The organism is Chryseobacterium sp. MYb328 (genome assembly GCF_037572595.1).
Classification (GTDB): Bacteria; Bacteroidota; Bacteroidia; order Flavobacteriales; family Weeksellaceae; genus Chryseobacterium; species Chryseobacterium pennae.
This window is the reverse complement of record NZ_JBBGZQ010000032.1, coordinates 1-14,573: the sequence shown is the minus strand read 5'-3', so window position 1 is coordinate 14,573 and position 14,573 is coordinate 1. Positions and strand designations below refer to the sequence as shown.

The window sequence follows — 14,573 nt, the reverse complement described above, 5'->3', positions numbered from 1 at the left end:
TTTTATTTGTATATCAAATAAATAAACTTGTTTATAGTAAAAACATAAAATATACAAATATATTCTACAACTGTTGGGAAGTTAGAGGAGGCTTTAGAATTTACTTTTGAAAATCCATTCAAAAATGAATAGACATTACATATAAAAGGAAAAATTAAGAAAAATGAGGTCTATAATGAGAATGGGTATTTGATTTTGGAGCCAAAATATTTGAAAATGAATATATTATCATTGATCAATGGGATCTGATTATTAAGTCGCTTTTTTGTATTTTTACAAAAATTAATAATTATGAAAAAATATGTATTAGGTCTTTTTATTTTATGTGGAGTCATAGGTAAGTCTCAGGTGTATTTAGATCCTGCGTATAACAAAGGCACTTATGGATATACAACGAATAACTCATTCTTGTATTGGATTCAAAATGATGGTACAGTATATTTGAAAAATGAATCAGGTTATGTTAACAAGGTGAAAAATATTGGGGGCCTTGATCCTAACTTTGGAAACTTAAATATTGGAGCAATAACAAGTCTTAGTGTTGCTGATAATAAACTTTTAATTGCTAACGGAACTCATTTAAAAAGGCATTTCTTAGAGGGAACACTTGATACTTCATTCGGAAATAGTGGGATGATAGATTGGTCTGCAGGAACATTAGGACGTCAATATATTTTTATAAACTCAGATAACAGTTTTTATATATTAAAGAACAGCCAGATTGAAAAATATACTGGAAATGGTATCTTTGAACATGATTTCCCTCTAGGTGTTGATCTTGGTGTATTACAGGATATTGTTAAAACCAAAACTAACTATTTTTATATATTCTATAGATTTGATTATTTAAGATTGATTAAAAAGATAGATTCTCAAGGAAATGTGGTCACAAGTTTTGGAAATAATGGAATTCTTACATTACCATCTAATATGTGGGGAATAGTAAATAATAATGATGAGCTTGCTCTTTTTGGAAGACAAGGGAATTCAGATATTATTTATAAGTATACATCCAATGGTGTAATAGATAATAATTTTGGAATGAATGGAGTTTTTCAGCTTCCTCAGTTTCGAGATAATCTTGATAGGTTAGGGGGAAGAACCTTTGATTCTGCTGGAAATCTTGTTGTAGTAGTTAATCATTTTCGTATTAGTACTATACATGGAATGGTTCCAGATGGTAATACATTAGTAAGGATTACCTCTTCTGGGCAATTGGATAATAGCTTTAATAATGGAAGTGCTTCGTTTTATGATGAAATTAACAGAAGTGCTATTGGAGGAATAAAGCTTATTAATGACAATGAATACCTATGTTCAAATTGGTCTAACGGATTAGATACTGCACATGGTTTTATAAAATATAGGAGAACAGGCTCTTCTTTATCAGTAAGTGAGATTAGTCATAAAGCTGATGAGGTTCATTTTAACAATCCATTTAATAACGAACTAAAATTTAACTTAAAAGAAAAGATTAAAAATGTAGAAATTTATGATGAAAGTGGAAAGTTTGTTTTAAAAGGAAATACTTCAGAGCTTAATACATCTTCATTGATAAAAGGAGTCTATTTTATTAAAATAACAACATTATCTAATAAAATAATTTCAAGAAAAGGAATTAAAAATTAAATACAATATCTTAAAATATGTATTTGCGCACAATATCTAAGTAAAACGGGATCAGACTTCCAAAACTTTGACAAAGAATAATATTGTGAAAGTAGAAAAAATTGATGAAGCTCTTTTGAAGAAATTAACTTAAAATAAAAAAATATCAAATATAACCTCCCTGGCTTGAAGCCTTGGGAGGTTTTTTTATGGGGTGATTTTTGCATTATTGATATTATTTTTGATCTATAGGCATTTTTTAGATAATTAATCTAAAAAAAACAGTTATATTAGAATGTAATTGTAGATTAAGCGTTTAATTTTAGGTAATTATATCTAATAAGTTAAAGTGTTTATAGATAATCAGCAAAATGATTTTGTTTTTTAACATCATGACTATCAGTATTATAGTATATAACACAATCATTCTGTATTTTATTTTTATATGTATTTGACTTAAGGTAAACTTGAAATGTATCTTTGTTTTATTAAGTTTATTGGTTGATAATCAGCTTGTTATAATTACCTAGTTCAATTATGTATTATGTATTTTATTTCATGTTTTAATATGTTTTTCTTGTCTTTTTTATTGATTAATTAACTATTGTTTATTATTATTAGTTTTTCAATGAAGTAAATATAATTTATAATCTTTAAAGGTATTCTTTTTGCTATATTTGATAAGCAAATGGATAGGAAGATGAGAAAAACACACAAAAAAAATCCTGATAATTTTTCGAAAAGCTATGGACTTTACCAACCGGAATTTGAATTTGATTCCTGTGGGGTAGGCTTTGTTGCCCATATAAAAGGAGTTAAAAGTTATAAAATTGTAAGTGATGCTATTACTATGCTTGAAAACATGGAGCATCGTGGGGCTACCGGATATGAAAATAATACAGGTGATGGAGCTGGTATTCAGATTCAGATTCCCCATGAGCTTTTATATGATGAGGCATTGAATTATGGAATAGACTTACCGGAACCTGGATACTATGGGGTTGGTATGCTATTTTTTTCTCAAAATAACTTTATTCGTGAAGAATGTAAGGAAGTCATTGCTCAATCCGCTGAAAAGCTGAATCTTAAAATTTTAGGATACCGTCCTGTGCCAGTAAGTAATATTGATTTAGGTGCATTGGCAAAGAGTGTGGAACCTGTTATGGAAATGCTCTTTATAGAACGTCCTTTTGATACTGAAGCTGAAAAGGATTTCGAAAGAAAGCTATTTGTTTTCAACAATTATATTTCGCATCAGGTTACAAGTATTACCAATAATGACCCTATAGGATTTTATGTTGCCTCTTTTTCCTGTAAAAAACTTATTTATAAAGGGCAGTTAAGAAGTATTCAGATTAGAAATTATTTTAAAGATCTTACAAATCCTAAAACCCGTTCCGCATTTGGAATGGTGCATTCCCGTTTTGCAACCAATACATCACCAACATGGAGTTTGGCACAACCTTTTAGATTCTTATCGCATAACGGGGAAATCAATACAATAGGAGGGAACCTGAATTGGTTGAAATCCTCTGAAAAGATTTTCAAAAGTCAGTTTTTTAGCCCTCAGGAAATGGATATGATTCTTCCTTTAACAAAACCAGGGCAATCTGACTCCTCTTATCTGGATAATATGGTAGAGCTCCTTTATCATTCAGGACGTTCCCTTCCTCATACAATGATGATGCTTATTCCTGAAGCATGGGATGGGCACGAACAAATGGAACAATATAAAAAAGACTTCTATGAATTTCATGCCTGTTTGATGGAACCTTGGGATGGGCCTGCTTCCATTTCTTTTACGGATGGAGATATTATCGGTGCAACTTTAGATAGAAATGGCCTTCGTCCTTCGCGATATTGTGTGACATCAGACGATTTGGTTATTATGGCATCCGAATCAGGAGCTTTACCTGTACATCCCCAAAAAGTTATTAAAAGAGGCCATCTTCAACCTGGGAAAATGTTTCTTGTAGATCTGAAAAAAGGAAGAATAATCAGCGATGATGAGCTGAAAAAAGAAATATGCACTTCAAAGCCATACCGTGAATGGTTAGACAATATGAGAATTAATATCAATGAATTACCTCATCCCAAAATACGGTTCAATAAACTTCAGACAGACGATATTTTCAAGTATCAGAAGGCATTTGGGTATTCAAGAGAAGATCTTGATGTGATGGTGAAAGAAATGGCTTCTCATGGAAAAGAGCCTATTGGTTCTATGGGTTTTGATGTTCCATTGGCTGTTTTAAGCGAAAAGCCTCAGCATCTGAGCTCTTATTTTAAACAATTATTTGCTCAGGTAACTAATCCGCCGATAGATCCGATCAGAGAAAAACTGGTCATGTCTCTGACTACCATCATTGGAGGTAATGGAAATCTTTTGGAGGAAGATAAGAATTTTGCACATTCCATTAAATTGGAAAATCCTATCCTTAACAATAATCAGCTTGAAAAATTACGAAGTGTTGATACGGGTAAATTTCAATCAAAAACTATTTATACTTATTTTAATGCAGCGGGAAAAGAAGGAAGTTTAAAAAAAGCCATTGACAGGATTTGCAGATATGCAGTAGATGCAGTAGACGATGGGTTTGAAGTGATTATCCTCTCCGATCGGTCATTGGACTCTCAGCATGCAGCTATTCCCTCATTGCTGGCTTGTTCAGCAGTTCATCATCATTTGATAAGAAAAGGAATCCGAAGAAAAATCGGGCTGGTAATGGAAGTGGGAGATGTTTGGGAAGTTCATCACTTTGCAACACTCCTGGGGTTTGGGGCTACGGCAATTAATCCATATCTGGCTTTGGCAAGTATCCGGCAGATGTTTGATGATGGGGAATTTGGAGAGATTGAAGATTTAGAAAAACTGAGAGAGAATTATAAAAAGGCAGTCGGTGATGGACTTTTAAAGATTTTTTCCAAAATGGGAGTTTCAACGTTACAATCGTATCATGGAGCCCAGATTTTTGAAATTATAGGATTGAATAAATTAGTAGTGAATACTTGTTTTACCGGGGCTATTTCCAGAATTGAAGGAATTGGTTTTGACGAAATTGCCAAAGAAGCATTAATGAAGCATAGAGAAGCTTTTAAAGGTGATTGGGCTGAAAGCCTTTTAGATACAGGTGGTGTTTATCAGTGGAGAAACCGTAGTGAATATCATCAGTTCAACCCACAGTCGATTCATTTATTACAGCAGGCTACCTGGAGTAATAACTATGATATTTTTAAAAAATATTCAAGGTTGGTCAATCAGCAGATGGGTAAGGCTTCTTTATTAAGAGGGCTTTTAGAATTTAAAAACGATAGGGCGGCTATTCCTCTGGAAGAAGTAGAGTCTGTTGAAAATATTATGAGGCGATTCGCAACAGGAGCGATGTCTTTTGGATCAATCTCATGGGAAGCGCATACGACACTGGCGATAGCGATGAATAGAATAGGGGCAAAAAGTAATACAGGAGAAGGAGGAGAAGATGAGGCCAGATATATACTTACTGAAAATGGGGATAATTTGCGTTCATCTGTTAAACAGATTGCTTCAGGAAGGTTTGGAGTTACTGCCAGGTATTTAGCTGAGGCTGATGAGATTCAAATAAAAATGGCTCAGGGAGCAAAACCTGGAGAGGGAGGTCAGTTACCGGGAGATAAAGTAGATTCATGGATTGGTAAAACACGACATTCTACACCGGGAGTTGGATTAATTTCTCCACCGCCTCATCATGATATCTATTCTATTGAAGATCTTGCTCAGCTAATTTTTGATTTAAAAAATGCGAACCGCCATGCCCGGTTATCTGTAAAATTAGTTTCAAAAGCAGGAGTAGGGACCATAGCGTCCGGAGTTGCTAAAGCTAAAGCAGATCATGTTCTGATCTCAGGATACGATGGAGGAACGGGAGCCTCTCCTTTAGGTTCTATCCGTCATACTGGATTACCCTGGGAACTTGGGTTAGCAGAGACACATCAGACTTTAATTAAAAATAAGCTCAGACAAAGAGTTACCCTGCAGGTAGACGGGCAGATAAAAACAGGGCGTGATTTGGCAATTGCTACTTTATTGGGAGCTGAAGAATGGGGGATTGCAACCTCCGCGCTTATTGTTGAAGGATGTATTTTGATGAGGAAATGTCATTTGAATACCTGTCCGGTAGGAATTGCTACTCAAAATGAAGATTTGAGGAAGAATTTCAAGGGTAAGGCTGAGCATTTGGTGAATTACTTCAGGTTTCTTGCAACAGAAGTCAGGGAAATCATGGCTAACCTGGGATTCAGAACCATTGATGAGATGGTAGGACAATCTCAATGTCTGGAAAGAAAATCAGTGATTAATTTCTGGAAACATCAACATATTGATTTAAGCAGGCTTCTTCAAAAAATAGAAACAGATTTAGATGTTATTAAATCAGAAGAGCAGGATGATGGCTTAGATTCTTCTGTTTCCTGGCAGATGCTTGAGGCTGCTCAGTATGCACTTCAAAATAATACAGCTATGGAGGCTGAATTCAATCTGAAAAATACGGATCGTGCAGTTGGAACCATTCTTTCTCATGAATTAACCAAAATATATCAATCCGAAGGAATGAAAGAAAATTCTTTAAAGTTTAATTTTAAAGGAACTGCGGGGCAGAGTTTTGGTGCATTTTGTAACAAAGGAATTACAATGCGTCTGGAAGGGGATGCTAATGATTATTTAGGAAAGGGGCTTTCCGGAGCTCAATTGATAGTTTTTCCGGATAGAGAAGCAATTATTAAAGCTAATGAAAATAGTATTGTAGGAAATGTTGCTTTATATGGTGCTACTTCCGGAAAGGTATTTGTCAATGGAATGGCTGGAGAACGTTTTGCAGTTCGTAATTCTGGGGCTACGGCAGTGGTAGAAGGAATCGGTGATCATGGATGTGAATATATGACAGGAGGAAAGGTTATTGTTCTGGGAGGTGTTGGGAGGAATTTTGGAGCGGGAATGAGTGGTGGAATTGCTTATGTGTGGGATGTTAATGAAACCTTACAATATAATTTTAATTCTGATATGGCAGATTTGGAATCTGTTACTGAAGAAGATAAAAAAATAATTTCCGCTTTGGTGAAAGAACATTTTGAAAATACAAAAAGTCAATTGGCCGAATTTATATTAAATGATTGGGATAATAGTTGTAAATATTTTACCAAAGTATATCCAAGAGAATATAGGAAAGTGATAGAAAACCTGATAAATGTTGTGAAATAATGGGAAAGATAAATGGATTTTTGATACATGAGCGGGAGCTTCCTCCTAAGTTGGAGGTTGAAAAAAGACTTCAGGATTATAAAGAATTTATCCAAAAACCGTCAGATGAACAATTGAAATGTCAGTCGGCAAGATGTATGGATTGTGGAATCCCATTTTGTCAGAGTGGTTGTCCTCTCGGAAATCTGATTCCTGAATTTAATGAAGCGGTCTACCAGAAGCAATGGGAGAAAGCCTATCGGATTTTAATTTCAACGAACAATTTTCCTGAGTTTACAGGACGGATTTGTCCGGCTCCGTGTGAGAGTGCGTGTGTACTTGGAATTAACGATCAGCCGGTTACCATTGAAGAGATAGAAAAGAATATTATAGAAATAGCTTTTGAACAAGGATTTGCCAGACCAAAATCACCACTGTTAAGAACCAATAAAAGAGTGGCAGTAGTAGGCTCCGGACCTGCGGGATTAGCAGCAGCATACCAGTTAAACCAGATGGGGCATTATGTAACTGTTTTTGAAAGGGATCCTGAAATAGGAGGATTGTTACGATTTGGAATTCCGGATTTTAAGCTGGATAAAAATATTGTAGAGCGCAGAGTTCAATGGATGAAAGAAGAAGGTGTTTTATTTTCTACAGGAGTTAATGTAGGGATTGATTATTCTGTGGAGCAATTAAATCGGGATTTTGAGGCTATCGTTCTTGCAACAGGAAGTACGGTTCCAAAAGAGCTCGTTATTCCTAATCATGATGCAAAAGGAATTCATTTTGCAATGGATTTTCTGAAACAAAGTAATAAAAAAGTAAGTGGAATTCCTTTTGAAGAAGAAGAAATTGATGCAAAAGGGAAAAAAGTGGTGGTAATAGGTGGAGGAGATACAGGCTCAGATTGTATCGGGACTTCTAATCGTCAGGGGGCAGAAGTTGTATATCAGATTTATTATAAACCTATGCAGCCAATGGAAAGGGATGAAACAATGCCATGGCCTGCCTATCCTGCGTTATTACAGATTACTTCCTCCCATGAAGAAGGATGCGAAAGGATGTGGTCTGTGAATTCCAAAGAATTTGTGAAAGATGAAAACGGAAACTTAAAAGGAGTTCGTTTGATAGAAGCGGAATGGACTAAAGATTCCGATGATGGAAAATGGAATCTGTATACTGAAAAACCCGGATCTGAATTTATACTTGAATGTGACCTTGTCTTTATTGCGTTAGGATACACTCATGTTGAGCACAAAGGATTGGTTGAGGGGTTAGATATTCATTTAGACCCTAAAGGAAATTTAATTGGAAATAATAAAGAATACAAAACAAACCAGGATAAAGTGTTTTCCTGTGGTGATGCAAGAAAAGGGCAAAGTCTTGTCGTTTGGGCAATTGCTGAGGGTAGAGAGTGTGCAGAGAAAGTCAATGAGTTTTTAATAAGCGAAATGTAAATTTTAGTTAATAATATGTACTATAACAGTAGATTCGCTACAAATTAAGAGAAGGTTTTCTTAACCATAGAAGATACCGGAAATAAAAAGAGGAGACCTTTTGGGTCTCCCTTTCCGTATATCTAAAAGCCTATTACTGGTAGGTTGCTCTCCAGAAGAGCCTACTTCCTCCTGGGCTTTGAAACTAAATTAATATTTTTTTTGTTTTATATAAATTAAGTAAGTATAATTTCTGGGCAATATTACTTCATTCGAGTCCTAAAATTTTGCAGTAACATCAGGCTGAATAGGGATGAGATGTTCCAACGAATGTGATTTTTCCCAAGGCATTTTTCCATTCAAAGAAGAGTGTGGTCTTTTCTTATTGTAAAAACTCCTGCCATTCAATAGCTAAAGCATTTAAATCAAGATCTGAATCAGATAAATCCACTAGTGGCCAGAATTCGGATTTGTCAGTCTGTTGGGTTCTTTCTACTTTACCATTTAAATGAGGGGATCTGGGTTTTATAAAATGCTCATGCAATTCGTATTGAAAGGAATAATTAAAAAATTCCGTTCCCCAGTCAGTTTGCTGTATAGGAAAATAAAATGTATCCAAAATTTCACTTAAAAAATGTATCGTACATTCTGCTTTTTTATTAGAGTAGATCCCAATAACTTTCATTCTTGTACAGTCATCAATAGCTGTAAATTGATAAGCCTTGTTCCTGATTTTAGTAACATCCAGTTGAACTCTATGCCCTGGAACTTCTTTGCTGTATCTTTTTTAACAAATAAATATTCAAAATATAGACTCAGAGAAGGATTTATATGCTATACAAAAAATTAAATTATGAAATTTAAACAGGCTCTAATAAAAGGAGTACAAGAAACAGTACTCTTTTTATTATTGTTTCCAACTTTTATATGCATTTATTGTACCCCTTAGATTCTATTGTAATTCTGTTCTGTGATAAAGTATCCACCTCCTATCACCACCAGAAGCAGGGTGGCAGACGACAAAATCAAAGGCCAGACAAAATTCTAAAATAAGTATACAATTCTATCTTAGAAGCATCTTTCGGATCATATATCGTGGTCTCTGTATCTCCTTCAGACCAGCTCAAAGGATTAGTTCCTTCTGACAATTCATAAGTGTATTCATTATTATCTTTAGTACGGTAGGTGAAGACTGGTACACAGACCACACCATCTGAATCTATTTCAAATAAATATCTTCACTTTCTCATTTTAGTGCCTTTATTCTTCGTTTCAGAAGCTTTAAAATACGTTTAGGTAATAAAATTCGAATTTCATATACATTTAATTATCAATTTCGTATTACATATATGGGATATGGAATCATATTGTACACCGGTATATGTTGATAAATTCTAAAAAGGATATGATCTCTTTAGAAAGGGAACTTAGATTTTTGGATGCCTATTTTTTTTGATTAAGCACAGACAGGGAGAAGATCTACATTTTATGATTGATGTGAGTAAAGAAGCAAAATACCAATAACTACCTCCAATGACTTTACAGCTATTGGTAGAAAATGCTCTTAAACATAATAGAACAAACAAAAAAAACATCCGGATATTATGGGATGGTAATTTGTGGACAAGTGGTTACTATGTCAATACAGTTAGTCAGTACGGAAATAAAGATGTTATTCGAAAATATATTGAAAATTAAGGAAAATAAGAATATAAAAAAATCCACGTTGAGCAACTCAAACTATGGGTTGACCAATATCTCGGGATAATTTATTTAACACATTGATAATTAATCTAATGTATAGTGTTTTTATCCAGTTGAATAATCTTTTTCTTATTTATTTTCTAAAATGCTCAACAAGTTTTAACTAAATTATATCAAAAAAATGAAAGAAAAAAACAGCAACCCATCCCGAAGGAAATTTATTCAGCAAACGGCAATTGCAAGTGCCGGTTTGTTGCTTGTAAATCAAATTTCAATTTTTTCACAAACAAATAAATCAAAAAAAATGAGCGCAAATATTAAATCTAAAGGTTACGCAGGAAATGACGAGGCAGGAAAATTAACAGCTTGGAACTTTGAAAGAAGAGCGATAGGCGACAATGATATTTTAATCGATATTAAATTTTCGGGTATTTGCCATTCCGATATTCATATGGTTAAAGGACATTGGGGTAAACAACAATATCCGCTAGTTCCAGGTCACGAAATTGCCGGAATTGTAACTGCAGTTGGTAAAAATGTAACCAAATTTAAAGTTGGCGACCAAGCTGGAGTTGGCGCTATGGTAAACAGCTGTATGCAATGCGATAGTTGTAAAAGTGGCCAAGAACAGCATTGTGAAACAACAGGATGGGTGGAAACTTATGGCACGCCAGATAAATCATCGCCTACTGGAATTACACAAGGTGGATATGCCAACAACATTGTAGTAACAGAACATTTTGCCATTAAAATTCCTGCGACTATTAAACTGAAATATGCAGCACCATTACTTTGTGCAGGTATCACGACGTATTCGCCAATAATGAAAGCAAAATTAAAAAAGGGCGATAAAGTTGGTGTGGTTGGCATTGGCGGTTTAGGTCATATTGCTGTGAAATTAGCGGTTTCAAAAGGTGCAAAAGTTTTTGCTTTTACCACGTCTGCTTCAAAAGTGAAAGACATTAAATGTTTTGGTGCAAAGGAAGTAATCGTGGTACAATCGGCAGAAGATTTAAAACCCTACAAAGGCAAATTGGATTATATGATTTCTACCGTTCCTTATGCTTACGAAATGTCACCGTACATCGACTGTGTAAAACCTTACGGCTTTTTTACGCAAGTTGGGGAACCGATAAATGGTGTTTTGGAAATCAATAATTTCAATATGACTCAAAATCGAGTAAATTTTAACGGTTCGCTGATTGGTGGCATTCAAGAAACCCAAGAAATGATAGATTATTGTGCAAAAAATAAAATTTATCCTCAAATAAAAGTGATAAAAGCATCAGAAATAAATGACGCTTGGGACAAAGTAGTAAACAAAGAAGCCCGTTATCGTTTTGTAATTGATGCCACAACATTTTAATCTAAAGAATTGAGGCCGTCTCACAACTCGTGGAAACGGCCTTTTTTATGAAATTTTCCTGTATCCCTATACGAGAAGGTTTTTCGTTTAAACGATTCTCGACCCACATCATTTAGTTGTGATACATCTTCTTAAAAGAGGAAAAGTTTGAAAAATAGATGGTTTTTCAAAATAAGTTGTAAAACTGTAGATTTGATTCATGGAAGATGAACATATTTTCAAGAGTCATAATAAAACTTTGCTTCTGTATCATTTTGTTTTCCCTATGAAATATAGAAGAAAAGTTCTACTAGATGAAGTTTCTGGAGCAATTTTACAGCTCATGTGCAAAGAAATTTCAGAGCGTTATGAGATTGAATTTATAGAAAAGATATTTATAGTAATTATAAGTCTTTTCTTTAAGAAAAGACTTGTATTCCTGAAAATACTAAAGCAGTATACATTATAGTATATAAGCAATAGAGAAAAATATGGAGGTATGACTTATCAATGACGTAAAACTTATGGTCAAAGACAAATTTAAAATCTGTTCTGGTCAAATCGTTTTTCTGGATACCGTATTATAGCATTTTATTTTCTTAGTCTGCTAAATGAAAACATCAGATAAAATAAAAACGGCAAAATAAACAGTGATCCAAGCATTAAAGCCCATCCCAAAGCGGCAATCGTTTTTTCAGGAGCAATGTGAACCAGCAGTGAAAGACGCTGTCCATTCCCTAATAAAATAATATCCGGATTATGCTGATAGGTAGCTGCCACAAGGATCATCACCATCTGGAAACCCGCCAATGCTCTTACAGGAAGTAATTTTTGGGTATTCAGAGCTCTTAAAATAAGTAATAAGGCAACGGTAGCAAAAGCAATCGCCATGATTCCTAATGGCTTTGAAAATACCCACATCAAAAGCGGAATATCCGAAAGATAAGCAGTAGCGAATACAAGAATTCCTGTAACGACGACAAAGATCATCGTTTGTTTTGACTTTCTGATCATTAATAATAATTCTTCCTTACCACGGGTTTCTCTCAATGAGAAGATAGAAGCAAGATAAGCACACAATGCTACTGTAAATAATCCTACAGACACTCCGAACCAGTTTAGCCAGCTGTAAATATACAGATCCTGAAAGGTGGTTGCATCAGGATTAATAGAGTGTGATACTGTTGCGGCTGCTATTAATCCCAGGAAAAAAGGAGTTAAGAGACTGGCGTAATAAAATATCTGGGTGTACAAAACCTGCCAGTTATCCTTTACTGCATCATAATGCCTGAACGTAAATGCGGTTCCTCTTGCAATAATACCTACAAGCATTAAGACTAAAGGAATGTGAAGGTAGGTAGACATCGTGGTATAAATTTCAGGAAAGCCCACAAAGAGAATAACAATGGCAATAATCAGCCACATATGGTTTGCTTCCCAGACAGGAGCAATAGACTCGTACATAATCTCATGAGTTTTATGGCGGGCTTTTTTATTCGTAAAAAGCTCTACAATACCCGCTCCAAAGTCAGCACCACCAAGAATAATATAAAGACAGATGGAAAGCCAGAGAAAGCCTATAACAATGTAGATCATGATTTTTTATTTTTATCGTTAAACTGTGGGTCTGTAGGGTCGTAAAGCTTAGGTACCATTTGTACCTGTCTTCTTAAAAGGAATACCAGAATCAATGATAATGATATAAAAATTGCAGTGAAGAAGTAAAATGAGTACTGTATTCCAGGCATTGGGGTTACGGCATCAATGGTTCTCATGACTCCATAAATAATCCATGGCTGTCTTCCCACTTCAGTAACAGTCCATCCTGCTTCAAGAGCAATATATCCGAAAGGTGTTGCAATTAAAAATGTTTTTAATAACCAGTTTTTAGTCAGCCATTCCTTTTTAAAGAAGAAAGCATAAAGATATACAGCTCCAATACAAATCATTACCACTCCAAAGAAGATCATAATCTGAAAAGCATAATGGGTAACCGCTATCGGAGGCCATTCATCCTTTGGAAAGTCTTTAAGCCCCTTTACTTCAGCATTGAAATCATTGCTTACCAAAAAGCTTAATACTTTGGGAATTTTAATCGCATATTTTATTTCCTCTTTTTCCTCATCAGGAATTCCACCAATAACAAATGCAGCTCCTTTTTCCGTTTCAAAATGAGCTTCCATAGCAGCTAACTTGATAGGTTGTCTTTCAGCAACAGATTTTGCCGCCACATCACCACTCAAAGGTGCACCAAATGCTCCAATTAAGGCAAAGCCTACTGCGATTCTGAATGCTTTAGTATGAAACTCCACATTCTTTTTCCGCATAATTAAAAAAGCGTGAACTCCAGCTACTGCAAATCCTGTGGCACAAAAAGCAGCAACCGTCATGTGAAGAGCCTGTGGAAACCATGCATCATTGAACATAGCTTTAATTGGATCTATATTAAGGTATTGTCCGTTTATATAATCGAAACCGGTAGGAGAGTTCATCCAGGCATTGGCTGCTACCACCAGAATACCTGATGCCAGCCCACTTACTCCTACAAGAAAACCACAAAACCAGTGGAACCATTTATTGAACTTATCCCATCCATATAAAAAGAAGCCGATAGCGATTGCTTCAATAAAGAAAGCAGTGCCTTCTAATGAGAAAGGCATCCCAAAAATTGGACCTGCATGTTTCATGAACCCGGGCCATAAAAGCCCCAGTTCAAAGGAAAGCATCGTTCCTGAAACAGCTCCTGTTGCAAATAAGATCGCAACCCCTTTGCTCCAGGCTTTGGTAAGTCCTTTATATACTTCATTGTTGGTTTTTAAGTACTTCCAATGGGCAAATGCCATTAAGAAAGGCATTACCATTCCCACACAGGAGAATATGATATGGAAGCCCAGAGAAAGTGCCATCTGGGCACGGGCAGCTATAAAATCATCCATAATATCAACTTTTCAGTAAATAAATTTACGCATAAATTATTGATGTTAAATATGATTTAAAACAGTAAGGTTTTTTCGGATCTATTTGAAAAAATAAAAGAGCTAAAGATTTTCACAGGTAATGTATTTGAAAAATATCAATTAAATCCAGAGATGATATGATGAACTTGCCCGAATTTTTCTGATTAGAATACATTTCCAATGTGAAGATCTGGTTTTAAAAACGAATTAATAAGGATTTGAATTCATATGGCCACGCATTTATGGGTTCAATAACAATTCTTCATTTGTTCAGTTTTTCATCAAAAAAAACATCTCTGCCAAATTTCTAT

General features: G+C 34.9%; 9 protein-coding genes and 1 pseudogene. 6 read left to right on the top strand and 4 right to left on the bottom strand.

Going from position 1 to position 14,573, the window contains the following annotated elements; translation table 11 throughout:
* Window positions 1-291 precede the first annotated feature (291 nt).
* From WH267_RS22955 to WH267_RS22945, 3 genes are all read left to right on the top strand, one after another.
* The gene (locus WH267_RS22955) at window positions 292-1,629 is read left to right on the top strand and encodes a T9SS type A sorting domain-containing protein (protein ID WP_123319760.1); all 1,338 of its coding nucleotides are present in this window, start codon (window positions 292-294) and stop codon (window positions 1,627-1,629) included.
* Between the two features lie 679 nt (window positions 1,630-2,308).
* Window positions 2,309-6,841, top strand: coding sequence for a glutamate synthase large subunit (gltB, locus tag WH267_RS22950; protein WP_340011235.1), 4,533 nt, complete (start codon window positions 2,309-2,311; stop codon window positions 6,839-6,841).
* A complete protein-coding gene (locus WH267_RS22945) occupies window positions 6,841-8,277 on the top strand; it encodes a glutamate synthase subunit beta (protein WP_340011234.1) in 1,437 nt (478 codons plus the stop codon). Before gltB ends, WH267_RS22945 begins: the two co-directional genes overlap by 1 nt.
* Before the next feature lie 361 nt (window positions 8,278-8,638).
* Here the strand turns inward: WH267_RS22945 and WH267_RS22940 are convergent, their stop codons facing one another.
* On the bottom strand, window positions 8,639-8,941 hold the full coding sequence (locus WH267_RS22940) for a hypothetical protein (protein ID WP_340011232.1): 303 nt from the start codon (window positions 8,939-8,941) through the stop codon (window positions 8,639-8,641).
* A gap of 340 nt (window positions 8,942-9,281) precedes the next feature.
* A complete protein-coding gene (locus WH267_RS22935; protein WP_340011230.1) occupies window positions 9,282-9,464 on the bottom strand; it encodes a hypothetical protein in 183 nt (60 codons plus the stop codon).
* Between the two features lie 325 nt (window positions 9,465-9,789).
* Between WH267_RS22935 and WH267_RS22930 the strand changes: the two genes are divergently transcribed.
* From WH267_RS22930 to WH267_RS22920, 3 genes and pseudogenes are all read left to right on the top strand, one after another.
* Window positions 9,790-9,954: a transposase gene (locus tag WH267_RS22930; protein ID WP_228455724.1), complete on the top strand. Its 165-nt coding sequence runs from the start codon at window positions 9,790-9,792 to the stop codon at window positions 9,952-9,954.
* A gap of 187 nt (window positions 9,955-10,141) precedes the next feature.
* A complete protein-coding gene (locus WH267_RS22925; RefSeq protein WP_340011228.1) occupies window positions 10,142-11,326 on the top strand; it encodes an NAD(P)-dependent alcohol dehydrogenase in 1,185 nt (394 codons plus the stop codon).
* Window positions 11,327-11,525: 199 nt separating this feature from the next.
* Window positions 11,526-11,693, top strand: a pseudogene (locus WH267_RS22920) (transposase); the annotation flags it as partial.
* A 203-nt stretch (window positions 11,694-11,896) separates the two neighbouring features.
* On the opposite strand, the gene WH267_RS22915 reads toward WH267_RS22920, so the two are convergent.
* Together WH267_RS22915 and WH267_RS22910 are read right to left on the bottom strand one after the other, a co-directional pair.
* Window positions 11,897-12,901, bottom strand: a complete 1,005-nt coding sequence (locus tag WH267_RS22915) for a cytochrome d ubiquinol oxidase subunit II (RefSeq protein WP_115971053.1) — start codon at window positions 12,899-12,901, stop codon at window positions 11,897-11,899.
* Window positions 12,898-14,241 (bottom strand): cytochrome ubiquinol oxidase subunit I, encoded by a 1,344-nt coding sequence (locus WH267_RS22910; RefSeq protein ID WP_340011225.1) that lies wholly within the window; start codon window positions 14,239-14,241, stop codon window positions 12,898-12,900. The genes WH267_RS22915 and WH267_RS22910 overlap by 4 nt, the downstream gene beginning before the upstream one ends.
* Window positions 14,242-14,573 lie beyond the last annotated feature (332 nt).

Excerpts from the sequence above, each read along its gene's own strand:
- WH267_RS22955 (WP_123319760.1), top strand. The coding sequence starts at position 292 with ATGAAAAAATATGTATTAGGTCTTTTTATTTTATGTGGAGTCATAGGT.
- WH267_RS22945 (WP_340011234.1), top strand. The coding sequence starts at position 6,841 with ATGGGAAAGATAAATGGATTTTTGATACATGAGCGGGAGCTTCCTCCT.
- WH267_RS22930 (WP_228455724.1), top strand. The coding sequence starts at position 9,790 with ATGACTTTACAGCTATTGGTAGAAAATGCTCTTAAACATAATAGAACA.
- WH267_RS22915 (WP_115971053.1), bottom strand. The coding sequence starts at position 12,901 with ATGATCTACATTGTTATAGGCTTTCTCTGGCTTTCCATCTGTCTTTAT.
- WH267_RS22910 (WP_340011225.1), bottom strand. The coding sequence starts at position 14,241 with ATGGATGATTTTATAGCTGCCCGTGCCCAGATGGCACTTTCTCTGGGC.
- WH267_RS22925 (WP_340011228.1), top strand. The coding sequence starts at position 10,142 with ATGAAAGAAAAAAACAGCAACCCATCCCGAAGGAAATTTATTCAGCAA.
- gltB (WP_340011235.1), top strand. The coding sequence starts at position 2,309 with ATGAGAAAAACACACAAAAAAAATCCTGATAATTTTTCGAAAAGCTAT.
- WH267_RS22940 (WP_340011232.1), bottom strand. The coding sequence starts at position 8,941 with ATGAAAGTTATTGGGATCTACTCTAATAAAAAAGCAGAATGTACGATA.